This window comes from Limnohabitans sp. 2KL-27 (genome assembly GCF_001269345.1).
Lineage (GTDB): Bacteria > Pseudomonadota > Gammaproteobacteria > Burkholderiales > Burkholderiaceae_C > Limnohabitans_A.
In genome coordinates this window covers 1,781,516-1,803,252 of record NZ_CXOP01000002.1, presented here as the reverse complement: position 1 = coordinate 1,803,252, position 21,737 = coordinate 1,781,516, and the positions used below count along the sequence as shown (strand labels likewise).

General features: G+C 61.2%; 15 protein-coding genes. 6 read left to right on the top strand and 9 right to left on the bottom strand.

Features of this window, described 5'->3' with window-relative positions; translation table 11 throughout:
• The first annotated feature begins 418 nt into the window (after positions 1–418).
• Complete coding sequence (locus LHAB_RS11435) at positions 419–2,389, top strand: peptidase U32 family protein (protein WP_090046460.1); 1,971 nt, start codon at positions 419–421, stop codon at positions 2,387–2,389.
• Here LHAB_RS11435 and LHAB_RS11430 read toward each other — a convergent pair whose 3' ends face one another.
• From LHAB_RS11430 to LHAB_RS11405, 6 genes are all read right to left on the bottom strand, one after another.
• Positions 2,390–2,878: a type II toxin-antitoxin system VapC family toxin gene (locus LHAB_RS11430; RefSeq protein ID WP_090046459.1), complete on the bottom strand. Its 489-nt coding sequence runs from the start codon at positions 2,876–2,878 to the stop codon at positions 2,390–2,392.
• The gene (locus LHAB_RS11425; protein WP_194943167.1) at positions 2,875–3,129 is read right to left on the bottom strand and encodes a ribbon-helix-helix domain-containing protein; all 255 of its coding nucleotides are present in this window, start codon (positions 3,127–3,129) and stop codon (positions 2,875–2,877) included. The genes LHAB_RS11430 and LHAB_RS11425 overlap by 4 nt, the downstream gene beginning before the upstream one ends.
• A 61-nt stretch (positions 3,130–3,190) precedes the next feature.
• Positions 3,191–3,454, bottom strand: coding sequence for a cystatin domain-containing protein (locus LHAB_RS11420; protein WP_194943166.1), 264 nt, complete (start codon positions 3,452–3,454; stop codon positions 3,191–3,193).
• Between the two features lie 106 nt (positions 3,455–3,560).
• Positions 3,561–6,959 carry a DEAD/DEAH box helicase gene (locus LHAB_RS11415; RefSeq protein ID WP_090046453.1) on the bottom strand — a complete coding sequence of 1,133 codons (3,399 nt, stop codon included), beginning with the start codon at positions 6,957–6,959 and terminating at the stop codon, positions 3,561–3,563.
• 10 nt (positions 6,960–6,969) lie between these two features.
• Complete coding sequence (gene purL / locus LHAB_RS11410) at positions 6,970–10,956, bottom strand: phosphoribosylformylglycinamidine synthase (protein WP_090046452.1); 3,987 nt, start codon at positions 10,954–10,956, stop codon at positions 6,970–6,972.
• Between the two features lie 196 nt (positions 10,957–11,152).
• Positions 11,153–12,496 carry an NAD(P)H-dependent oxidoreductase gene (locus LHAB_RS11405; RefSeq protein WP_090046450.1) on the bottom strand — a complete coding sequence of 448 codons (1,344 nt, stop codon included), beginning with the start codon at positions 12,494–12,496 and terminating at the stop codon, positions 11,153–11,155.
• Positions 12,497–12,637: 141 nt separating this feature from the next.
• On the opposite strand from LHAB_RS11405, the gene map reads away from it, so the two are divergent.
• Positions 12,638–13,513 (top strand): type I methionyl aminopeptidase, encoded by an 876-nt coding sequence (map, locus tag LHAB_RS11400; protein ID WP_090047918.1) that lies wholly within the window; start codon positions 12,638–12,640, stop codon positions 13,511–13,513.
• 1 nt (position 13,514) lies between these two features.
• Positions 13,515–16,154, top strand: coding sequence for a [protein-PII] uridylyltransferase (locus tag LHAB_RS11395; RefSeq protein WP_090046448.1), 2,640 nt, complete (start codon positions 13,515–13,517; stop codon positions 16,152–16,154).
• 48 nt (positions 16,155–16,202) lie between these two features.
• On the opposite strand, the gene LHAB_RS11390 is transcribed toward LHAB_RS11395, so the two are convergent.
• Positions 16,203–18,575: a YgiQ family radical SAM protein gene (locus LHAB_RS11390; protein WP_090046446.1), complete on the bottom strand. Its 2,373-nt coding sequence runs from the start codon at positions 18,573–18,575 to the stop codon at positions 16,203–16,205.
• 129 nt (positions 18,576–18,704) lie between these two features.
• On the opposite strand from LHAB_RS11390, the gene LHAB_RS11385 reads away from it, so the two are divergent.
• Genes LHAB_RS11385 through LHAB_RS11375 form a run of 3 tightly spaced genes read left to right on the top strand, consistent with a single transcriptional unit; the run spans position 18,705 to position 20,522 of the window.
• Positions 18,705–19,304 (top strand): IMPACT family protein, encoded by a 600-nt coding sequence (locus tag LHAB_RS11385; RefSeq protein ID WP_090046444.1) that lies wholly within the window; start codon positions 18,705–18,707, stop codon positions 19,302–19,304.
• A gap of 13 nt (positions 19,305–19,317) precedes the next feature.
• A complete protein-coding gene (locus tag LHAB_RS11380; protein ID WP_090046442.1) occupies positions 19,318–19,923 on the top strand; it encodes a chromate transporter in 606 nt (201 codons plus the stop codon).
• Positions 19,920–20,522 carry a chromate transporter gene (locus tag LHAB_RS11375; protein WP_090046440.1) on the top strand — a complete coding sequence of 201 codons (603 nt, stop codon included), beginning with the start codon at positions 19,920–19,922 and terminating at the stop codon, positions 20,520–20,522. Before LHAB_RS11380 ends, LHAB_RS11375 begins: the two co-directional genes overlap by 4 nt.
• Positions 20,523–20,528: 6 nt before the next feature.
• Here the strand turns inward: LHAB_RS11375 and LHAB_RS11370 are convergent, their stop codons facing one another.
• Both LHAB_RS11370 and rlmB read right to left on the bottom strand, forming a co-directional pair.
• Complete coding sequence (locus LHAB_RS11370; RefSeq protein WP_090046439.1) at positions 20,529–20,879, bottom strand: hypothetical protein; 351 nt, start codon at positions 20,877–20,879, stop codon at positions 20,529–20,531.
• A 120-nt stretch (positions 20,880–20,999) separates the two neighbouring features.
• The gene (gene rlmB, locus LHAB_RS11365; RefSeq protein ID WP_090046437.1) at positions 21,000–21,734 is read right to left on the bottom strand and encodes a 23S rRNA (guanosine(2251)-2'-O)-methyltransferase RlmB; all 735 of its coding nucleotides are present in this window, start codon (positions 21,732–21,734) and stop codon (positions 21,000–21,002) included.
• Positions 21,735–21,737: the final 3 nt, after the last annotated feature.

Sequence of the window (21,737 nt, the reverse complement as noted above, 5' to 3'; positions counted from 1 at the left end):
TCGCGTTTTTTTGTTTGCGCAGTGGTCAAATTTTGGGCCTTGAGAGGGTCCACTTTGATTTGTGGGGCAAAAGGCTTGGGCGCGGGCTGGGGTTCAGAGGCGCTTCGCTTTGCCACATCACCCCATCCCGCGCCCAAACCTTTTGTGGGGCGTCTCTGGAAGGCGCACCCCAATATGTCGGAGCCTTCAGCCCCACCGTGTCTTGGCTAACCACCAGCCGAAGGCAGCGCCAAACTTCAAACCTGCACCTGCACCTGAACCACGAACACCCACGCCCTGAAGCGGCGGGCATTGGCTGGGGCGATGTGGCAAAGCGAAGCGCCTCTGAGCCCCGGCCAGTGCCCGCCGCTTCAGGGCTACCTCATGGCGAAAAGGCATCTACAAAGCTAAAGGACACAAGCTGGGATAATCCCAAGCCATGCAGCCTCACCACCTCGAACTCCTCGCGCCTGCCCGCACCATCGATATCGGCATCGAAGCCATCAACCACGGCGCCGATGCGGTCTACATTGGCGGGCCGTCTTTTGGTGCGCGCTCCACCGCCGACAACTCGGTGCAGGACATTGCCAAGCTGGTGCAATACGCCCACCGCTTTCACAGCCGCATCTTTGTCACGCTCAACACCATCTTGCGTGACGATGAGCTGGAAGGTGCACGCAAGCTGGCCTGGCAAATGTATGACGCGGGTGTAGATGCGCTGATCATCCAAGACATGGGCTTGCTCGAGATCGACATGCCGCCGATCCAGCTGCACGCCAGCACGCAAACCGACATCCGCACCCCCGAAAAAGCCAAATTCTTGCAAGACGCAGGTTTGAGCCAGATCGTGCTCGCCCGCGAACTCACACTGCCTCAGATCAGTGCCATCCGCGATGTCATCGACACCGAGCGCACGGTGATTGAATTTTTTGTGCACGGCGCTTTGTGTGTGGCCTACAGCGGCCAGTGCTTCATCAGCCACGCCCATACGGGCCGCAGCGCCAACCGGGGCGACTGTTCGCAAGCGTGCCGCCTGCCCTACGAAGTCAAAGACGCGCAAGGCCGCATCGTGGCGCACGACAAACACGTGCTCAGCATGAAAGACAACAACCAAAGCGACAATCTGCGTGCCTTGGTGGACGCGGGCATCCGCAGCTTCAAGATCGAAGGCCGCTACAAGGACATGGCCTATGTGAAAAACATCACGGCCCATTACCGCAAGCTGTTCGACGAAGTGCTGGCCGAGCGGCCCGAGTTGGCCCCGTCCTCGCACGGCCGCACCACCTTCAGCTTCGAGCCCGACCCGAACCAAAACTTCAACCGCGAGTTCACCGACTACTTTGTGCAAGGCCGCAAGGAAGACATCGGCGCCTTCGATACCCCCAAAAACCCGGGCCAGACCATCGGTTGGGTCAGCAAAGTCACGCCCGAGCACTTGGAAATCACCACCGATGACCCGTCCACCGTGCTGCACAACGGCGATGGTCTTTGCTATTACGACCTGCAAAAAGAGCTGGTCGGCCTGCAGATCAACCGCGCCGAAGCACAAAAAGCCAAGGGTGTCTGGCGCTTGTTCCCCAAAGACCCGATGGACGGCTTCAAGGACTTGCGCCAAGGCGTTGAGGTCAACCGCAACCGCGACATGAGTTGGGTGCGCACGCTGGACAAAAAATCTGCTGAGCGCCGCATGGGCGTGTGGATGCAGCTGGCCGAAAACAACCATGGTCTGCAACTGACGCTGACCGACGAAGTGGGACACAGCGCCACGGCGCACATGGCCATCGCTTGGCAAGCCCCCAAAGACCCAGCCTTGGCCGAGGACAAGCTCAAAAGCGCCTTGGGCAAACTGGGGGACACCCTCTTTGAGCCGCTGGATGTTCAAGTTGCACTGCCCCGCCCCTGGTTTGTGCCGCCCTCACAGCTCAACGCCTTGCGACGCGACGCCGTGCAGGCACTCGAAGACGCCCGCACTCATGGCCTGCAACGCCTGCCTCGAGCGCTGCCGGTGGAGCCGCCAGTCGCATATCCAGAAGATACGCTCACCTATCTGGCCAACGTGTTCAACCAAAAGGCCCGCGACTTTTATGCCAAGCACGGCGTGAAGGTCATTGATGCGGCCTATGAAAGCCAAGAAGAACTGGGCGAGGTCAGCCTGATGATCACCAAGCACTGCGTGCGCTTCAGTCTGAGCTTGTGCCCCAAGCAGGCCAAAGGCGTGACCGGCGTGCAAGGCACGGTGAAAGCCGAACCCATGCAGCTCATCAACGGCAAGGAAAAACTCACGCTGCGCTTTGATTGCAAGCCCTGCGAGATGCATGTGGTGGGCAAGATCAAAAAATCGGTGCTGAACTCTGTGGCAGAAAGCCCGGTTCAGTTTTACAAGACACGCCCTGTGGTGGGCATTCACTGATCAGCGCAGCAAATTGACCAAGGCTTGCCCTTTGGCATCCCGGTAAACATCGAAGTCTTGGTCGATCGACACCACATGCCGAATGCCTAGACGTTCAGCGGCTTCGGCGATCGAGGCGTCTGCCAAGTCCAGCGGCAAAGTGGCAAAACGCTGGCAAATGGCCAACACGCTGGTCAAGCTCCAGTCGGCAGGACTGTCCAGCTGCACCGCGCCGCGCTGCACCCACTGCAAAAAATCAAGCGCTGCGTCGTTGTGGATGCGCCTCGCCAACAGGGCGCACACCTCGGTCAAAACGGGCCAAGTGCTGTGCAGACGCAACTGCGGCTGAGCTTGCAGCAAGGCCAAAGTAGGTGCATGCCATTTGTCACCCCGATTGAACAAGGCCAGCAAAGGGCCGCTGTCGATCAGGGCGTCTTGCACGGGTAAGTGGCGCAAGTAAAGCGCATGGGGCTCTTGGACAGCAAGCGGTCGTTTTTCCACGCGGGTCATGAACGCCGTCCCTGCTTGTCTTCCCACACATCAAGCACTTGGATTTTGTGGGTTTCGGCCAAATCATCTTTTCCTGCAAATCGCCCAAAAACGCCCTCGCCCAAGGCAAAAGCCGATGCGGTGACTGCAGGCTGAGCCAAATACGCAGTGAGTGCATCGCGCATGACTTCGCTGATGCTGCGGCCTTCTTGCGCACATCGCTGGCGAAGGGATTTTTCCAAAGGGTCAGGCAGTTTGACGGTGGTGGTCATGGCATTTTCTCGCGTAATAAATTTATTATTACCGATCAAGTCACCTTTGTAAAGTCCGCCATCAGTCCACCCAATCCCAAGACTGCAAACGGTAGTCCCCATAGAGCTGTCGCCACACCGTCACGTTGACGTTTTTAGGGGCGCCGTCCAGTGTCACTTGAAGCTGCAACTGTAAGTTGAGGCCGGCCACCACCTGCTGGCGGGCTTGGGTGACTTCTTTGAAAAGCACTCGAACCTTGTTTTGAACTGCAAAAGTTTGCACCGCAAAGCGCGCAGCTTCTTGAACATCGGGGTTAAAAGCGTCGATGGGGGCCCATGCACCCATTTGGGTTTGGGTGGGAGGTACATCCGTCGTCTTGTCGGGGCTGCAAGCACTGACGCAAGCCAAAGCGAAGAAAAGCAAGACTTTCAACAAAGTCGATTCCCATCTTTCATCCCAGCGGCTTGAACAACTCGTTCAGATCGGACTCGCCAAACAACGGCTCTTTGCGTTGCACCGCGCCAGAATACATGTCTTGCGCAAGTTGGGCTTTGCGCTCTTGCAGGGCCAGCATGCGCTCCTCAATCGTGCCTTGGGCCACAAGTTTGAGCACCCACACGCTTTGGGTTTGGCCGATGCGGTGGGCCCGGTCGGTGGCCTGGTTTTCCACCGCAGGGTTCCACCACGGGTCGTAATGGATCACCGTGTCGGCCTGCGGCAAGTTCAAGCCCACGCCCCCGGCCTTCAGGCTGATCAGGAAAAGTGGCACCTGCCCGCTGGTGAACTGCTCAATGAGGGCGTCGCGTTTTTTGCTTTGGCCCGTGAGCTTGACCCATGGAATGCCCAGACGCGGAAGCTCCTGCTCAATCAGGCTGAGCATCTGGGTGAACTGCGAGAACAGCAAAATCTTGCGCCCCTCCGCCACCATCTCGGGCAACATGTCGAGCAGTTGCTCGAGCTTGGCCGATTGCTGCACTTGGCTGGCTGTGCCCAGTTTGAGCAGGCGCGGGTCACAGCACACTTGGCGCAGCTTGAGCAACGCATCCAGAATGGTGATTTGGGATTTGGCCAAACCCTGTGCGTTCAGGGCATCGCGCACGGTTTTTTCCATGCCCAAACGGATGGTTTCGTACAGGTCGGCCTGCTGGCCTTGGAGCGGCACAGGCATCAAGGTTTCGATCTTGGGCGGCAGCTCGCTGGCGACCACGTCTTTGGTGCGGCGCAGCATAAAGGGTGTGATGCGCTTGCGCAGCTGGTCCATTTTTTCGCTGTGGCCCAAGCGCTCGATCGGGTGGCGAAACAGTTCGCCAAAGCGCTTTTGGCTGCCCAAAAAACCAGGCATCAAAAAGTGAAACAGGCTCCACAACTCACCCAAGTGGTTTTCCATGGGCGTGCCCGACAAGCACAGGCGATGCCGTGCTGGGATGTCGCCCACGGTTTGCGCGGCGTGGGTGTTGGCGTTCTTGATGTTTTGCGCTTCGTCCAGCACCAGCAGGTGCCAATCGGTGGCCATCCACAGCTCGCGGTCACGGTGCAACAAGGAGTAAGGCGTGAGCACGATGTCAAAACCGCTCAGGTCTTGAGCGGCATCGTGGCGTGTCAGGCCATGGTGAATGTGGGTGTGCAGACTGGGGCAAAAGCGGGCGGCTTCGCGCTGCCAATTGCTCAGCAACGTCACCGGGGCCACGATCAAAGCGGGATGGATGAGGCGACCGGCTTCCTTCTCGGTCAGGATGTGCGCGAGCGTCTGCAGGGTTTTGCCCAGACCCATGTCATCGGCCAAGATACCGGCCAAGTGGTGCTTGCGCAAGAACTGCAACCAGTTCAAGCCCTGCTGCTGGTATGGCCGCAAGGTGGCTTGCAAGCTGCCGGGTGCATTGACCACAGGCAAGCTGTCAAGGCCGCGCATTTGCTCCACCAGATTCATGAGGCTTTGGGCACCCGCCCAGGCCACACCCTCGCCCAGGGAAGCTGCGGTGCGCAGGGCTTCCAGACGGGACAGGCGCAGTTCATCGCCGCCCCAATCGCGTCCGCGCTCGGACACCAACTCCATCAGGGTGCTCAGCCAAGGCTCGATTTTGGCGGTGGGCAACTTGACAAATCCCTCGCCTTGCAAGTCGGGCAGGTACAAATACGGCGGCAAGCCGGCCTTGTCGCCCTCGGGGGTCGCGCTGCTGATTTGAGCGAGCGTCGCCAAAATCGTCGGCACCCAAGGCAGGATGTTCACCCGTTTGCCGTCGATGTCCATGCCCAACGACAAGTCAAACCACGGTGAGGTTTCCGGCGCTTCAGCATCCCCCGTCAAATCGATGTGCACGTCATCGGCCTGGCGCAGCCAAGGGGTAGCGCCCGCGATGAAATGCACGTCCAAGCCCGCTTGGCGCAAGGGTGCAAAGTCACTCTCGACCCATTCCAGCCAGCGCTGCTGCGATTGATCGGGCGGCACCACCAGCAGGTTGGCGTCCAATGTCACCAGCCCCAACGCGGTCACCGAATCCCAGGCTTTGCGCTCGCTGGGCAAATCGCGCAGCAACATCCGCGCTTGTTTGCCCTGCCCCACCATGACACGGCTTGAGGTGCCAGGCCAAAAGCCGCGGTGACCGTCATAGTCAAACGTCAATTCGGCCAAAAACAGCCCCTGAACACCACGGTCGGCGGGGTGCACGGGCGCAATCTCAAGGACAGCGCGGGGTTTGACCTCCCGAATCTCGGGCATCTGCTCGATCACGGGCGGCAAGCGCACAGGACCCAAACGCTCGAGCAACTGGTTTTGGAACTTGAAGGCCACGCTCTCTGGCAAAACGGGCGAATTGGACAGCACTTGAAGGGCATTGGCACTCAGGCCCTGCGTGTCCAAGGGGCCACAAACGCCCTGCTCCGTGTCCATGAAAAAAGGCGGCTGGTTCAGACCAAACACCACCCCCGGGCGCTGCGGCTGCATGGTCAGCTGCCAGCCATCGGGCAAATGGTCTTGGCCTTTGACCTCGCGCCATGCACCCACCAACGTCTCTGGCGCGTCTTGCCAGCGCAAAGCGATGCCATCGTCCGAGACCAAGCGGCCGGTCTGACTGCACAACTTCAACAACAATTGGCCCGGCATGCCCTGCAGCTTGACCTCGTTTTGAAAACCATAGGCGCTGAAGCTGCTGGCAGCCGGACAAGCCTTCAACAGGTCAAAAATATCACGGTCCAAGGGGCTGCTGGTTTGCCAAATGGGGTCGTGTGGCGACGGCTCGGTGCTCAGCTTTTTGGCTTTGCCCCACTCGCCGTTGCGCTTTTGCGCTGCCCGCTTAACGGCCAAGTGAAACAAGGGTTTGGAGGCGTTTTGAACGACCGATAAGCTGTACACAAACTGATCGAGCGTGGCACTCGGCAAGGTGTAGGCGGGCGGACCGTTGGCATGTTCAAGGCGTGTCAGCCAGTCACGCACCAGGTATTCGGCGTGGTTCAGGGCCCGCTCTTTTTCCATCTGGGAGCGGCGCTCCAGCACCTCGTCGGAAGGACCATCGGGGCCCCACTCGTTGAGCAAGGCCAGCCCTTGCATCGACGCCAAAATGCCCAGCGCCGCACCGTGCTTGCAGTAACGGCCGACCGGGCAGGTGCAACCACTTCGCCAATCGCTCAAGTTGCCGCCCGCGCTCACGCGCAATTCGGCATTGACCGAATAGGGCTGTGCATCGTTGCCCTGCACCTGGCCTTGCAAACGCCAGCCGTCGCCATCAGGCATGAGCTGTGAAGACAAGACCTTGTCTTGCAGGTAGAGGGTGGTGCCGCGCGACCAAGCGCCCTGGTCAAAGTAAAAAGCCAGTTGCGAGGGCGGGAACCACTGAGCCGGGTTGTGGGACTTCATGCGGGGCAGCTCAACCCACCCACTTGCGGGCGTTTTGCCACACCCGCAGCCAAGGACTGCTGGCGTTGATGTCCCCGCTCGTCCAGCTCATTTGCACATTGCGGAACACCCGCTCAGGGTGCGGCATCATGGCCGTGAAGCGCCCATCGGCCGTGGTCACGGCCGTTAGACCGCCCGCGCTGCCGTTGGGGTTGAACGGGTACTGCTCGGTGGGCGCGCCGGTGTTGTCCACAAATCGCATGGCCCCAATGGCCTGCGCCGCATGGCCCCGGTGCTTGAAGTTCGCAAAGCCTTCGCCATGCGCCACGGCAATCGGCAGGCGGCTGCCTGCCATGCCTTGCAGGAACAAACAGGGCGACTCGAGCACTTCCACCATCGACAAGCGGGCTTCAAAGCGCTCGCTCTGGTTGGTGGTGAAGCGCGGCCAGGCCTGCGCACCCGGGATGATGTCGGCCAGTTCGGCAAACATCTGGCAGCCATTGCAAACGCCCAGACCAAAGGTGTCGGTGCGGCTGAAAAAGCCCTTGAACTGCTCGGCCAAAGCCGGGTTGAAGGTGATGCTGCGGGCCCAGCCGATGCCAGCGCCCAGGGTGTCGCCATAGCTGAAGCCACCGCACGCGACCAGGCCTTGGAAATCGGCCAAATGGGCGCGGCCCGATTGCAGGTCGGTCATGTGCACATCGTGCGCCTCGAAACCGGCTTGGTGGAAGGCATAGGCCATTTCCACATGCGAGTTCACGCCCTGCTCGCGCAAGATCGCCACTTTGGGACGTGACAAATTCAGGAAGGGCACGGCCACATTGTCGGACGGGTCAAAGCTCAGCGCCACATGCATGCCGGGGTCATCGGCACGGCCAGCGGCGGCATGTTCGGCATCGGCGCAAGCGGGGTTGTCGCGCTGCTGGCAAATTTTCCAGCTCACGCTGTCCCAGACCTGGTGCAGGTCTTCGAGCTTGGCGGCAAACACCTCTTTGGTGTCGCGCCAAATGCTCAATTCACCGACGCCCTTTTGGATGGTGGACTGCGAGGGACGGGTTTTGCCAATCACATGGCTGTGCTTGGACAAGCCGTGCTCGCGCAAAGTCTGCAGCACCGCATTGCGCTCGGCCGTGCGCACCTGCAGCACCACGCCCAGCTCTTCATTGAACAAGGCTTTGAGCGTGAGCTCGTCGCGGCGGGCACTGACTTGGCCCGCCCAGTTTTTGGCGTCGCCGTGGTCAGCGCGGCTGTCAGAAATGCCATCGCCTTCGGTGACCAGCATGTCCACATTGAGCGCCACGCCCACATGGCCCGTAAAAGCCATTTCGGCCACAGCCGCGAGCAAACCGCCGTCGCTGCGGTCGTGGTAAGCCAAGATTTGGCCCTTGGCGCGCAGGACATTGATGGCTTTGACCAAATTGACCAAGGCTTGTGGGTCATCCAGGTCCGGGACTTGGTCGCCGAATTGGCCCAAGGTCTGGCCGAGCACGCTGCCGCCCATGCGGTGGCGGCCTTGGCCCAGGTCGATGAGCAGCAAGCTGGTGTCATCGGTGTGCGCGTCCAGTTGCGGGGTGAGCGTGCCGCGCACATCGGGCAAGCTGGCAAAGGCGGTGATGATCAGGCTGACGGGCGAAGTGACTTTGCGGGTCTGGCCATCCGCTTGCCACTGCGTGCGCATCGACAAACTGTCTTTGCCCACGGGGATCGAGATGTCGAGCGCCGGGCACAGTTCCATGCCCACCGCCTTGACGGTTTCGTACAAAGCGGCGTCTTCGCCCGGTTCGCCGCAAGCGGCCATCCAGTTCGCCGACAGCTTGACGCGGGGCAGCTCGATGGGCGCGGCCAGCAAATTGGTGATCGCTTCGGCCACGGCCATGCGCCCAGAGGCTGCGGCGTTCAGCGAAGCCAAAGGGGTGCGCTCGCCCATGCTCATGGCTTCGCCCGCAAAACCCGCGTAATCGGCCAGGGTCACCGCCACATCGGCCACAGGCACTTGCCAGGGGCCCACCATTTGGTCGCGGTGCGTGAGGCCACCCACGGCGCGGTCGCCGATGGTGATGAGGAAACGCTTGGACGCCACGGTGGGGTGGCTCAACACGTCGATCACGGCTTTTTGCAAAGAGACGGCCGTCAAGTCCATGGCAGGCGACTGGCGCTCCACGGTCGTCACGTCCCGGTGCATCTTGGGCGGCTTGCCCAACAACACGTCCATGGGCATGTCCACCGGTGACGCTTGGCCTTTGTCTTCCAGCACCAGCTGGCGTTCATTGGTCGCCACACCGATCACCGCAAACGGGCAGCGTTCGCGTTCGCAAAAGGCGGTGAACTGCGCCAAAGACTCGGGCGCGATCGCCATCACATAGCGTTCCTGGCTTTCGTTGGACCAAATTTCTTTGGGCGACAAGCCGGACTCTTCCAGCTTCACAGCGCGCAAATCAAAACGTGCACCGCGACCGGCGTCGTTGGTCAATTCAGGGAAAGCGTTGGACAAACCACCCGCGCCCACATCGTGGATCGCCAGGATCGGGTTGTGCGCGCCTTGCGCCCAGCAGTGGTTGATGACCTCTTGCGCCCGGCGCTCGATTTCGGGGTTGCCGCGCTGCACCGAATCAAAGTCGAGGTCGGCCGCATTGGTGCCGGTGGCCATCGAGCTGGCGGCGCTGCCGCCCATGCCGATGCGCATGCCGGGGCCACCCAGCTGGATCAGCAAACTGCCCGCAGGAAATTCGATCTTTTGGGTTTGCTCGGCATCGATCTGACCCAGACCGCCCGCGATCATGATGGGCTTGTGGTAAGCGCGCACCACGCCATCCACGGTCTGCTCGTATTCGCGGAAATAGCCCAACAAGTTGGGGCGGCCGAACTCGTTGTTGAAGGCCGCGCCCCCCAATGGGCCCTCGGTCATGATCTGCAAAGGGCTGGCGATGTGCTCGGGCTTGCCGCCCGCTTGGTCGGACATGCCGCCCCAGAGTTTGGACACGGTGAAACCGGTCAGTCCCGCCTTGGGCTTGGAGCCGCGACCTGTGGCCCCCTCGTCACGGATTTCACCGCCCGCGCCCGTAGCGGCGCCCGGAAATGGCGAAATCGCGGTCGGGTGGTTGTGGGTTTCCACCTTCATCAGGACATGGTGCAGGGCTTGTTCTGATTGGTAAGCCGCGCCCTGCTTTGCCGAACGCGCAACAAAACGCTCCACGGTGTGGCCTTCCATCACCGATGCGTTGTCCGAATACGCCACCACCGTGTGCTGGGGGCTGAGTTGGTGGGTGTTGCGGATCATGCCGAACAGGCTCTTGGGCTGCGCCACGCCGTCGATGGTGAACTCGGCGTTGAAAATCTTGTGGCGGCAGTGCTCGCTGTTGGCCTGGGCGAACATCATCAACTCCACATCGGTGGGGTTGCGCTGCAGACCGGTGAAGGCCTTGATCAGGTAGTCGATTTCGTCGTCGGCCAGGGCCAGGCCCCAGTTTTTGTTTGCTTCTTCCAGCGCCGCGCGTCCACCGCCCAACACGTCCACATGGGCCATGGGCGCGGGGGTGAGGGCCGTGAACAGGGCAGCGGCCTCGTCGCGGCTGGGCATGGCCGACTCGGTCATGCGGTCGTGCAGCACCGCAGCCACTTGGCCCAGTTGCTCGGGGCTGAGCTTGGCCGCGCCCAAAAGGCCCGACTTCATGGTCAAACGGTATTCGGTCAGACGCTCCAAGCGGCGCACATCGAAACCGCAGTTGTGCGCGATGTCTGTGGCTTTGGAAGCCCAAGGGGACACGGTTCCGATGCGGGGGCTGACCACGATCAGGGGGCCATCGACCGGTCCGGCATAGGGCTCGCCATAAGTCAACAAGGCCGACAAGGTCTGTTTTTGGGCCTCAGCCAAAGGGTCCACTGTCGCCACCAAGTGCACAAAACGGGCCGAAATTCCCTGGATTTGCGGCGAAATGGCGGCCAATCGAGGCAAGAACTGGGCAATGCGAAAGTCGCTGAGGGCACTGGCGCCTTCAAAAGTCGTGATGTGCAGGGACACGGGGTGGCCTTGTAAAGAGACGGAAAACCGTTGTTCCGGGGCCGCTGACTGGGGCTGACCGGCAAAGGCGGTATTTTAACGGGGGAAACCCTGATCTGGAGGCGAGATGGACAGATCCAGGACTGTGTTTTTCAAGAAGCAAAAAGCCGTGCTGCACAAGCAGCACGGCTTTGTTGTTCAAAGTGCCGCAGATCGGTCAACCCAGCAACGAAGTCGCCTCCATCTCGCGCCGAATTTGGTAGGCGTGGGTGCTGGTGTCCATGGCCACATCGTCCCACGTCAGGCTTTGGCCCTTGGCGACGGGGCGAATGACCTTGACGCCATGGGCCAAGCCCAGCGGCACGCCGCCCATGCGTTTGGAGGTGGCCGCCGGCAGCAACTTGCCCCAGACGGTGTAGCCGCCCTCGCCGTCCAGCATGTCACCAGGTTTGAGGTCGCGCTTGGCCGTGGCCACCACGTCCGCGTTCCAGCCGATGGCCACGCCTGTGGGCTCGTTGCGCAGGGCGACGCTCGCCACACTCACACCCACTTCCAGGCCAATCAGGTGCCAGCGTTTGTAGAGCGTGAAGTAACGGCCTGAGGGGTCGGTGTGGGCGTTGTACTCTTCAAAGCAGTTCTTGATGTAGTCGGTTTCGGCCTCCACCGTGACCCAAACGCCCATGCGGATGTCATAGGGGATTTTCCGGCCATCGGTCTCGAGGCTGGAGATGACCTCGACCATGCCTTTGCGCTCGAGCACACCGCCTTCCGAGATCGGACGGGTCACGTAAGGGATGTCTTCCACGCTGGCCGGTGGGTAGAGCAAGCCGTTGCTGGGCACACCCAGGCCCGTCGCGTTCGACACCGCCGTGCTCTCGATCGAGGGTTTGGAGCCATCCAGAAAGCTGTTGAACATTTTGGGGTTGAGCCCCCCGCGCTCGGCCTGTTCGGGCGTGAGGCCGTAATAGCCCCACACGGTTTCGGGTGTGGATTCGCAAAAATGCGGCAGCCATTTGTGGCCCCGACCCGCGGCCACCACCGGAAAACCGCAGGTGCGCGCCCAGTCCACCAAATCGCAGATGAGCGCAGGCTGGTCGCCAAAGGCCAGCGAATAAACCACGCCAGCCAATTGCGCCCGGGTGGCGAGCAAGGGGCCGCAAAAGGCGTCGGCCTCCACCGTCACGTTGACCACATGCTTGCGGTGGGCAAACGCTTCCAAAATGTGGTCAACCGCGTGCAGGGGCGAACCTGTGCATTCCACGATCACATCCACCGCCGGGTGGCGTACCAGGCTTTGCCAGTCGTCGCCCACATGGGTGGTGCCGTTTTTGACGGCATCATGAAGGCTGGAGGCCGTGAGGCGTTCGGCCTGCCAGCCCACGCGGGCCAAATTGGCGCGGGCGCTGTCAGGCGACAGATCGGCGATGCCCACCAAGTGCACCCCGGGGGTGCGGGGAATTTGCGCCAGGTACATGGAGCCGAATTTGCCCGCACCGATCAGACCGATGCGGATGGGGCGGTTTTCGGCGGCGCGCTGCAGGAGTTTGGCGTGCAAGTTCATAAGTCGGCTCTCCGTTCATCTCGTGGCTGATCAGGACAGCAAGCGGCCTGGGCCTGCTGCATTTCGATTCACTTTAACCCTTGTGCACAGCACCCAGTCGGCCAGTGGGCGTTCAAAAAGTCTCCCGTGCGACCCATCGACCTGAACGGTTGCAGCCACCCTTGCCAGCAAGCAAGATCGCTCAATGGGATAATCCAAGCCATGAGCATCACCATCAAAAACGCCGAAGACATCGAAGGCATGCGTGTGGCCTGTCGCTTGGCTGCCGAAGTTCTCGATTACATCGAACCCTTTGTCAAACCCGGTGTCACGACCAACGAGATTGACAAACTCTGCCACGACTACATGGTCAATGTGCAGCAGTGCATACCGGCCCCGCTCAATTACGCGCCGGGCGGCTACAAGCCCTACCCCAAGTCGATCTGCACCTCCATCAACCACCAGGTTTGCCATGGCATTCCGAACGACAAGCCCCTCAAAAAGGGCGATTCGCTGAACATCGACATCACCACCATCAAGGATGGCTGGCACGGCGATACCAGCCGGATGTTCCATGTGGGTGAAGCCTCGATCGCGGCCAAGCGACTGGCCAGCTTGACGCATGAGGCCATGTGGAAAGGCATCGAACAGGTCCGCCCTGGCGCACACCTGGGCGACATCGGTCATGCGATCCAGAAATTTGCCGAAGGCCACGGCTTTTCGGTGGTGCGTGAATTCTGCGGCCATGGCATTGGCCGCGGTTTTCACGAAGAGCCGCAAGTGCTGCACTACGGCAAGCCCGGCACGCTGGTCGAGTTGGTGCCCGGCATGATTTTCACCATCGAGCCCATGATCAACGCGGGCAAGCGCGACATCAAGGAAATGGGCGATGGCTGGACCATCGTGACCAAGGACCACTCCCTGTCGGCCCAGTGGGAACACACCGTGCTGGTGACCGAAACCGGCTACGAGGTGCTGACCATTTCTGCGGGCATGCCGCCAGTGCCCGCCTTCATCCAAGACAAAGCCACGGCCTGACATGAGCGCCCAGGCCCAGCAGGCCAGCCTGGCCACGTTGCGTGACACCTACAAACGCGACAAGGCCGCGGTATTGCAAACCCTGGCCAACAGCGGCGCAGCGGTTCGGGGCCTGAAACAAACGCTGCGGCAACTGTCCATCCTGGCCGACGGCTTGCTGATCCAGCTGTGGGAAAACGCTGGTTTTGCCCCCGAACTGAGCCTGGTGGCAGTGGGTGGTTTTGGCCGGGCCGAGCTGTTTCCTGCTTCCGATGTGGACGTGCTGGTGCTCCTGCCCGATGGCCTGTCGCCCGAGTCTTCGCCCGAATTGCAGGGCCAGCTGGAGCGCTTCATTGGCAGCTGCTGGGATACGGGCCTGGAGATCGGCTCCAGCGTGCGCACCCTCAGCGAGTGCCTGGCCGAGTCGGCCAAAGACATCACGGTGCAGACCTCGCTCTTGGAGTCTCGCCGTGTGACCGGCAACACCCGCTTGTTCTGCGAGTTTCAACAACAGTTCCAGGCGGCCATGGATCCGCAGGCTTTTTGGGTGGCCAAAACCCTCGAAATGCACCAGCGCCACACCAAATACGAAGACACGCCCTATGCGCTGGAGCCCAACTGCAAGGAGTCGCCCGGGGGCTTGCGTGATTTGCAGGTGATTTTATGGGTGGCCCGCGCTGCAGGCCTCGGCCACAGTTGGGACGAACTGGCCCGCAAAGGCCTGGCCACGGCGTTGGAAGCGCGACAGATCAAGCGCAACGAAGCGCTGCTGGGTTTGATCCGCGCCCGCTTGCATTTGCAGGCCCGACGGCGCGAAGACCGGCTGGTGTTTGACCTGCAAACCAATGTGGCCGAGTCCTTTGGCTACAGCTCTGACGTGACACCCGAGGGGCGTTTGGCCCTGCGCGCCAGCGAAAAACTGATGCGCCAATACTATTGGGCCGCCAAGGCGGTGACCCAGCTCAACCAGATTTTGTTGCTCAACATCGAAGACCGGCTCCAAGCCGACCGGGGCGAAACGCTCAGCGACTTCCGCCCGTTGAACGAGCGATTTTTTGAAAAAGTGGGCCTGATCGAAGTGGCCAGCGACGACCTGTATCAAAAGCACCCACACGCGATTTTGGAAACCTTTTTGTTGTACCAGAGCACGCCGGGTGTCAAGGGTTTGTCGGCCCGCACACTGCGGGCGCTGTACAACGTTCGGGCCATCATGAACGGGCGCTTTCGGGCCGATCCGGTCAACCGGCAGACGTTTTTGCAGATTTTGCAGCAGCCCCAAGGCATCATGCACGCGCTGCGGCTGATGAACGAAACCTCGGTGCTGGGGCGCTACCTGTGGGTCTTTCGCCGCATCGTGGGCCAGATGCAGCACGACCTGTTCCATGCCTACACGGTGGACCAACACATTCTGATGGTGCTGCGCAATGTGCGGCGCTTTTTCATGGCCGAGCATGCCCATGAATACCCTTTTTGCTCTCAACTGGCCGGGGGCTGGGACAAGCCTTGGATTTTGTACACCGCGGCCCTGTTTCACGACATCGCCAAAGGCCGGGGTGGGGACCACTCCAAACTCGGCATCACCGAAGTACGCACATTCTGTCGTCAGCACCTGGTCGACAAAAACGATGCGCAACTGATCGAATTTTTAGTGGGCGAACACCTGACCATGAGCCATGTGGCCCAAAAGGAAGACCTGAGCGACCCCGAAGTCATCGCCCGGTTTGCGCAACGGGTGGGCAATGAGCGACGCCTGACGGCCCTGTACTTGCTGACCGTGGCCGATATCCGTGGCACCAGCCCCAAAGTGTGGAACGCCTGGAAAGGCAAGCTGCTGGAAGACTTGTACAAATCAACCCTGCGCGTGCTGGGTGGGCGGGCACCCGACGCCAACGCAGAGGTCGAAGCCCGTAAACGTGAAGCCTTGATCGAACTGGCCCGTCAGGCCCAGCCGCACGAGGGGCAAAAGGCTTTGTGGGACACCTTGGACGTGGGTTATTTCATGCGCCATGACGCTTCGGACATCGCCTGGCATGCACGGCAGTTGTCGCGCCATGTGGCCTTGGCCAGCCCAGGCCAGCCCCGCACCATCGTGCGCGCCCGCATCTCGCCATTGGGCGAGGGCCTGCAGGTGCTGGTCTACACCCCCGATCAGCCTGATTTGTTCGCCCGCATTTGCGGTCATTTTGACCAATCGGGCTTCAGCATTCTGGATGCCAAGATCCACACCACACGCACCGGCTGGGCGCTGGACACCTTCCAGATCGTCACGTCCATGCTGCCCGAGCATTACCGAGAGTTGATGACCATGGTCGAGTCGGGTCTGGCGCAGACCCTGGAAAAGCAAAGCCCCTTGCCCGCCCCCACACGCGGCCGTGTCTCACGCCGCGTCAAGAGCTTTCCGGTCACACCGCGGGTCAGCTTGCAGCCCGATGAAAAAGGACAAAACTGGCTGCTCAGCATTTCTGCCAGTGACCGCATTGGCTTGCTCTACAGCATCGCCAGCGTGCTGGCCCGCCACGGCATCCACCTGCAACTGGCCAAGATCAGCACCTTGGGCGAACGCGTGGAAGACACCTTCCTGATCAGCGGCCCTGAGTTGCAACAAAACAAGGCGCAAATCGAAATCGAGACGGAATTGTTGGCGGCGCTGACCCCTGCATGAGCCACACCGCAGACCACCACTTCAGCAAGTGACCGATCTTGCCGAAGCTCAAGTCCGCTTGCGTGGCGGCAGCCCAGTGTGCTGGGTGAGCAACTGGCCTTTTTTCGGCTGACCCGAACGCTTGGGTGTTGTGGAGAGCGAGACCGATGACTTGGCTCCTGCACCCGTGCTGTTTTTGCGTCGGGCGCTTTGGTAACCTTCTTCGGCCAGCGGCTGCCAGTTCGGAATCAGATGGTGTTTGCCGTTCCCAATCAAGTCTGAGCGGCCCATGGCCTTGAGGGCTTCGCGCAGCAGCGGCCAGTTGGTGGCGTCGTGGTAGCGCAAAAACGCTTTGTGCAGACGGCGGCGTTTGTCGCCCTTGACCACGTCCACCTTTTCGCTGTCGCGGGTGATTTTGCGCAACGGGTTGCGGGTGGAGTGGTACATGGCCGTGGCCGTGGCCATGGGGCTGGGGTAGAAGGTCTGCACCTGGTCGGCCCGAAAACCGTTCTTTTTGAGCCAAACCGCCAGGTTCATCATGTCTTCGTCGCTGGTGCCCGGGTGGGCGGCGATGAAGTACGGGATGAGGAACTGCTTTTTGCCCACTTCTTCGCTGTACTTGTCGAACATCGACTTGAAGCGGTCGTAGGTGCCGATGCCCGGCTTCATCATCTTGGACAGCGGGCCGCCCTCGGTGTGCTCGGGCGCAATCTTGAGGTAGCCGCCCACGTGGTGCTGCACCAGTTCTTTCACATACTCGGGCGACTGCACGGCCAGGTCGTAACGCAGGCCCGAGCCGATCAAGATTTTCTTGATGCCCTTCAAGTTGCGCGCCCGGCGGTACATGTTGATCAGCGGGCCGTGGTCGGTGGTCAGGTTCTGGCAGATGCCGGGGAACACGCAACTGGGTTTTCGGCAGGCCGATTCGATCTCGGGGCTGCGGCAGCCCAAGCGGTACATATTGGCCGTGGGGCCGCCCAGGTCAGAAATCACACCGGTGAAGCCTTTGACCTTGTCGCGGATGTCTTCCACCTCCCGAATGACCGACTCCTCTGAGCGGCTTTGGATGATGCGGCCTTCGTGCTCGGTGATGGAACAGAAGGTGCAGCCGCCAAAGCAGCCGCGCATGATGTTCACCGAAAAACGGATCATCTCCCAAGCGGGGATCTTGGTCGCGTGATCGTGGCTGCCGTTCTCGTCGGCATAGCGCGGGTGCGGGCTGCGGGCGTAGGGCAGGTCAAACACCAAATCCATCTCGGCGGTGGTGAGCGGGATGGGCGGCGGCGTGATCCACACGTCGCGCGCGGTGTGGCCTTCGCCATGCGCTTGCACCAGGCAACGCGCGTTGCCGGGGTTGGTCTCCAGGTGCAGCACGCGGTTGGCGTGGGCATAGAGCACGGCATCTTGCTTGACCTGCTCGTAACTGGGCAAACGGATCACGCTCTTGTCGCGGGGCGGGACTTTGTGCGTGCCTTTGCCGCGCAGGGCGGGATTGGGCACAAAGGTGAGCGGCTGGATGGCGGCTTGCACGGTGCGAGACTGGGCCACGGCAGCCGACAAATCGCGTTCCACGTTTTGCGTATTGTGTCCTTCGGCCACTTCCTTGGCCTCTTCTTCACGGGCGCAGGACGCACCTTGCTCACGTGCTTGGTCGGAAATCATCAAGTAGGGGTTGATGTGCGCTTCCACATGGCCAGGCGTATCCACGCTGGTGGAATCGATCTCGAACCAGCCCTCTGGCGTTTCACGGCGCACAAAGGCGGTGCCGCGCACATCGGTGATTTGTTGTACGGGCTCGCGGGCGGCCAAGCGGTGGGCGATCTCGACAATCGCGCGCTCGGCGTTGCCATACAAAAGCAAGTCGCACTTGCTGTCCACCACGACCGAGCGGCGCACCTTGTCAGACCAGTAGTCGTAATGCGCGATGCGGCGCAGGCTGCCTTCGATGCCGCCGAGCACGATGGGCACTTCAGGAAAGGCCTCGCGACAGCGCTGGCTGTAGACGATGGCCGCACGGTCGGGCCGTTGGCCGCCCACGTCACCGGGGGTGTAGGCGTCGTCGGTGCGGATTTTGCGGTCCGCCGTGTAGCGGTTGATCATGGAATCCATGTTGCCGCTGGTCACGCCCCAAAACAGGTTGGGTTTGCCCAAGGCCTTGAAGGGGTCGGCGCTGGTCCAGTCCGGCTGGGCAATGATGCCGACCCGAAAACCCTGGTTTTCGAGCATGCGGCCAATGACCGACATGCCAAAACTGGGATGGTCCACATAGGCGTCGCCCGTGACGATGATGATGTCGCAGCTGTCCCAGCCCAGTTGGGTCATTTCTTCGCGGCTCATCGGCAAAAACGGGGCCGTGCCAAAGCGCTGCGCCCAGTACTTGCGGTAACTGGTCAGCGGTTTGGCGTCGCGCGGGAAAAAAGAGACGTCGGTGAAGGCGTTCATGGGCTCAGTATCGGGATAACCTGCTAGTGTAGGGGTTTGGGGGTGGGCTCACGGGGCTGGTGGGTATTCCATGCGGTGCGTATCCAACCACAGCGGCCAGATCAGCACAGCTTGCCCGACAATCCCTGAATGCCCTTTTCCCTCGCCACACCCGCCCACCACGAATTGGTCATCAAGAAAAGCCGTTTCATCGCTTGCGTGGAGCCCATGCCCGGTCGAGTGGAAGCTCAGGCCAGAGTGGCCCAGCTCAAGGCCAAGCACCCCGATGCGGCCCATGTGTGCTGGGCCTTGCTGGCCGGCGGCCAGTCGGCGGCCAACGACGATGGTGAGCCCGGCGGCACGGCAGGACGCCCGATGCTGGAGGTGCTCCGGCATCAAGACCTGGAAGGGGTGATGGCCTCGGTGGTGCGTTACTTTGGTGGCGTCAAGCTGGGCGCAGGCGGCTTGGTACGGGCCTACACCGATGCCGTAGCACAAGCCCTTCTGACAGCTGAGAAGGTGCAGCGGATTGCACAGACCCAGCTGGCCTGCAGCGTGCCCTACGCGCTCGAAGGCTTGGTGCGCCGCGAGCTGGAACAGGCCAAAGCCCAGCTGCAGGACGTGGCGCACGGCAGCGTGGTGCGCTTGCGCTTTGCACTGCCCGAAACCCAAGCTTCCGCGCTGGTGGAACGCCTGAGCGAGAGCGGTCGTGGCCAGTTGGTGTGGCTGGACGCCGAGCAGGCCGGATGAAACCGCAACGATAATGCCCGCCATGCCAGAAACCGCACCGCTGAACCAACCCAGCTCCAAAACCGATCTTTTTGTGACCTTCACCCTCTTGGCCTTGCAGGGCTTTGGCGGTGTGTTGGCCGTGGTGCAGCGCGAGCTGGTCGAGAAAAAACGCTGGATGACCCGCGAGCAATTTGTCGAAGACTGGGCGGTGGCTCAAATCATGCCGGGCCCGAATGTGGTCAATCTGTCCTTGATGATTGGCGGCCGTTACTTTGGCTTGCCCGGCGCCTTGGCAGGTTTGGCGGGCATGCTGATCGCCCCATTGGTGGTGGTTTTGTTGCTGGCTGCGGCCTTCGCGGGGGTATCGGATGCCCTTTGGGCGCAGGGCGCTTTGCGTGGCATGGGCGCGGTGTCGGCCGGACTGATTGCGGCCGTAGGTCTGAAATTGATCGGCACCTTGCGCAGCAACCCCATGGGCATGCCGGTTTGCATCGGACTGTCGGCAGCCAGTTTCGCAGGGGTCGGCTTGCTGCGTTGGCCCTTGGCTTATGTCCTGCTGGGCACAGGACTGGTAGCCTGTGGCTGGGCGTACAGGCAACTGTTCCTGCAAGCGCGAAGCGCAGCCAAGGCCCCATGAACCCGGTTTTGCAACTCACCGCAGCGGACTGGCTGAACCTGTTCAACCATTTTGCGGCTTTGTCGCTGCTGGCTGTGGGGGGCGCGATCACCACCGCGCCCGATATGCACCGCTACCTGGTCGACGATACGCACTGGCTGAGTGAGGCGCAATTCAATGCCTCTATTGCGCTGGCGCAAGCTGCACCGGGGCCCAATGTCTTGTTCGTGGCCTTGATGGGCTGGAACGTGGGCTTGAACGCCGGGGCCGGCTTGGGTGGGGGATGGCTCAGTGCGGGTATGGGCTTCTTGGGTGTGGGGGTGGCCATGCTGGGCATCATGCTGCCCTCTTCCATCCTGACCTACACGGCCACGCGGTGGGCACACCAACACCGCGAGAACTTGGGCATTCGGGCCTTCAAATCCGGCATGGCCCCCATCGTGATCGCGCTTTTGCTGGCCACGGCTTGGCTGCTCACCCTCAGCAACGACCAGCCGACTCGCGATTGGCCTTTGTACGCCCTGACCCTGTTCACCACCTGGGTGGTTTGGCGTACCCGAGTGCACATGCTGTGGCTGATTGGCCTGGGCGCCCTGCTCGGCAGCTTGGGCTGGATTTAAGTCCGGTCAACGCGGGTTTTCGAAGAACACCGTGTTCGAGAAATCACTGACCTCGAAATACACTTTTTTCTCGTCAGGGTCGGCGATCATGTTCAGGTTTTCATCGAGCACGCCGTAACCGTAACGGTAAGCGCGCGGCGCTTTGTCATCGGTACCCAAGGCTGTGCTGATCTTGTCCACTTTCAGAAAGCGGCGCACCAACTTGTCTCCGGCATAAACCTCCAACACCCCATTGGTGCCGGTCCAGTTCTGGATGTCACGGCTGATCTTGTTTTGTTGCTCCTGGGTACAGGCGGCCAAAAAAACGCTCGACAGCACTGCGGCGATCAGCGTGAGGCGGGTGAACTTTTTTTGCATGATGCAACTCCTGTGTCAATGGTCATTGTGGCTGCTGTCAGAGCGAGATCCTGCTCGCGAATGTGCGGTCTGGCACAAACGGTCATGCTAAACCCGCGCAAAGCCGCAGAGGCAGCCACATCAAGTGCGCTGGCGCAGTGCCTCGTACAGGCACACACCGCTGGCCACCGAGACATTCAGGCTCTCCACGGCGCCGCGCATAGGAATGCTGACCAACTCGTCGCAGTTTTTGCGGGTCAGCTGGCGCATGCCATCGCCCTCGGCCCCCAGCACCAAAGCGGTGGGCACTTTCAGGTCGGCTTGGTAAATGCTGCGTGGCGCGTCGCCGCTGGTGCCAATCACCCAGATGCTGCGCTCCTTGAGTTCGCCCAAGGTGCGCGCCAGGTTGGTGACCATGAAATACGGCATGGTTTCGGCCGCACCGCTGGCCACTTTGGCCACGGTGGCGTTGATGCCGGCCGCGTGGTCCTTGGGTGCGATCACGGCGTGCGCGCCTGCGCCATCGGCCACGCGCAGGCAAGCGCCCAGGTTGTGCGGGTCGGTCACACCATCCAGCACCAAAAGCAAGGGCGGGCCTTGCACGGTGTCGAGCAGATCATCGAGCGAATGGTTTTGCGGCATGGGCGTGACCAGTGCCACCACGCCTTGGTGACCGTGGCCGCCGATCAGTTTGCCCAAGCGCTCATTGTCCGACTCGATCAGGCGCATGCCGGAATCTCGGGCTTTGTCGATGAACTGCCGCATGCGGGCGTCGCGGCGGGTGACCTCGTAATGGATTTCAACAACGGATTGGGGAGCGATCTTCAGGCGAACGCCCACGGCATGGAAGCCGAACAGCACTTTGTGGGATGACATGGC

What these genes read in the sequence shown, in the direction of transcription:
- LHAB_RS11435 (WP_090046460.1), top strand. Translation starts at nt 419, where the DNA reads ATGCAGCCTCACCACCTCGAACTCCTCGCGCCTGCCCGCACCATCGAT.
- LHAB_RS11430 (WP_090046459.1), bottom strand. Translation starts at nt 2,878, where the DNA reads ATGACCCGCGTGGAAAAACGACCGCTTGCTGTCCAAGAGCCCCATGCG.
- LHAB_RS11425 (WP_194943167.1), bottom strand. Translation starts at nt 3,129, where the DNA reads ATGACCACCACCGTCAAACTGCCTGACCCTTTGGAAAAATCCCTTCGC.
- LHAB_RS11420 (WP_194943166.1), bottom strand. Translation starts at nt 3,454, where the DNA reads ATGGGTGCATGGGCCCCCATCGACGCTTTTAACCCCGATGTTCAAGAA.
- LHAB_RS11415 (WP_090046453.1), bottom strand. Translation starts at nt 6,959, where the DNA reads ATGAAGTCCCACAACCCGGCTCAGTGGTTCCCGCCCTCGCAACTGGCT.
- LHAB_RS11405 (WP_090046450.1), bottom strand. Translation starts at nt 12,496, where the DNA reads ATGAACTTGCACGCCAAACTCCTGCAGCGCGCCGCCGAAAACCGCCCC.
- LHAB_RS11395 (WP_090046448.1), top strand. Translation starts at nt 13,515, where the DNA reads ATGAGCGCCCAGGCCCAGCAGGCCAGCCTGGCCACGTTGCGTGACACC.
- LHAB_RS11390 (WP_090046446.1), bottom strand. Translation starts at nt 18,575, where the DNA reads ATGAACGCCTTCACCGACGTCTCTTTTTTCCCGCGCGACGCCAAACCG.
- LHAB_RS11385 (WP_090046444.1), top strand. Translation starts at nt 18,705, where the DNA reads ATGCCCTTTTCCCTCGCCACACCCGCCCACCACGAATTGGTCATCAAG.
- LHAB_RS11380 (WP_090046442.1), top strand. Translation starts at nt 19,318, where the DNA reads ATGCCCGCCATGCCAGAAACCGCACCGCTGAACCAACCCAGCTCCAAA.
- LHAB_RS11375 (WP_090046440.1), top strand. Translation starts at nt 19,920, where the DNA reads ATGAACCCGGTTTTGCAACTCACCGCAGCGGACTGGCTGAACCTGTTC.
- LHAB_RS11370 (WP_090046439.1), bottom strand. Translation starts at nt 20,879, where the DNA reads ATGCAAAAAAAGTTCACCCGCCTCACGCTGATCGCCGCAGTGCTGTCG.
- rlmB (WP_090046437.1), bottom strand. Translation starts at nt 21,734, where the DNA reads ATGTCATCCCACAAAGTGCTGTTCGGCTTCCATGCCGTGGGCGTTCGC.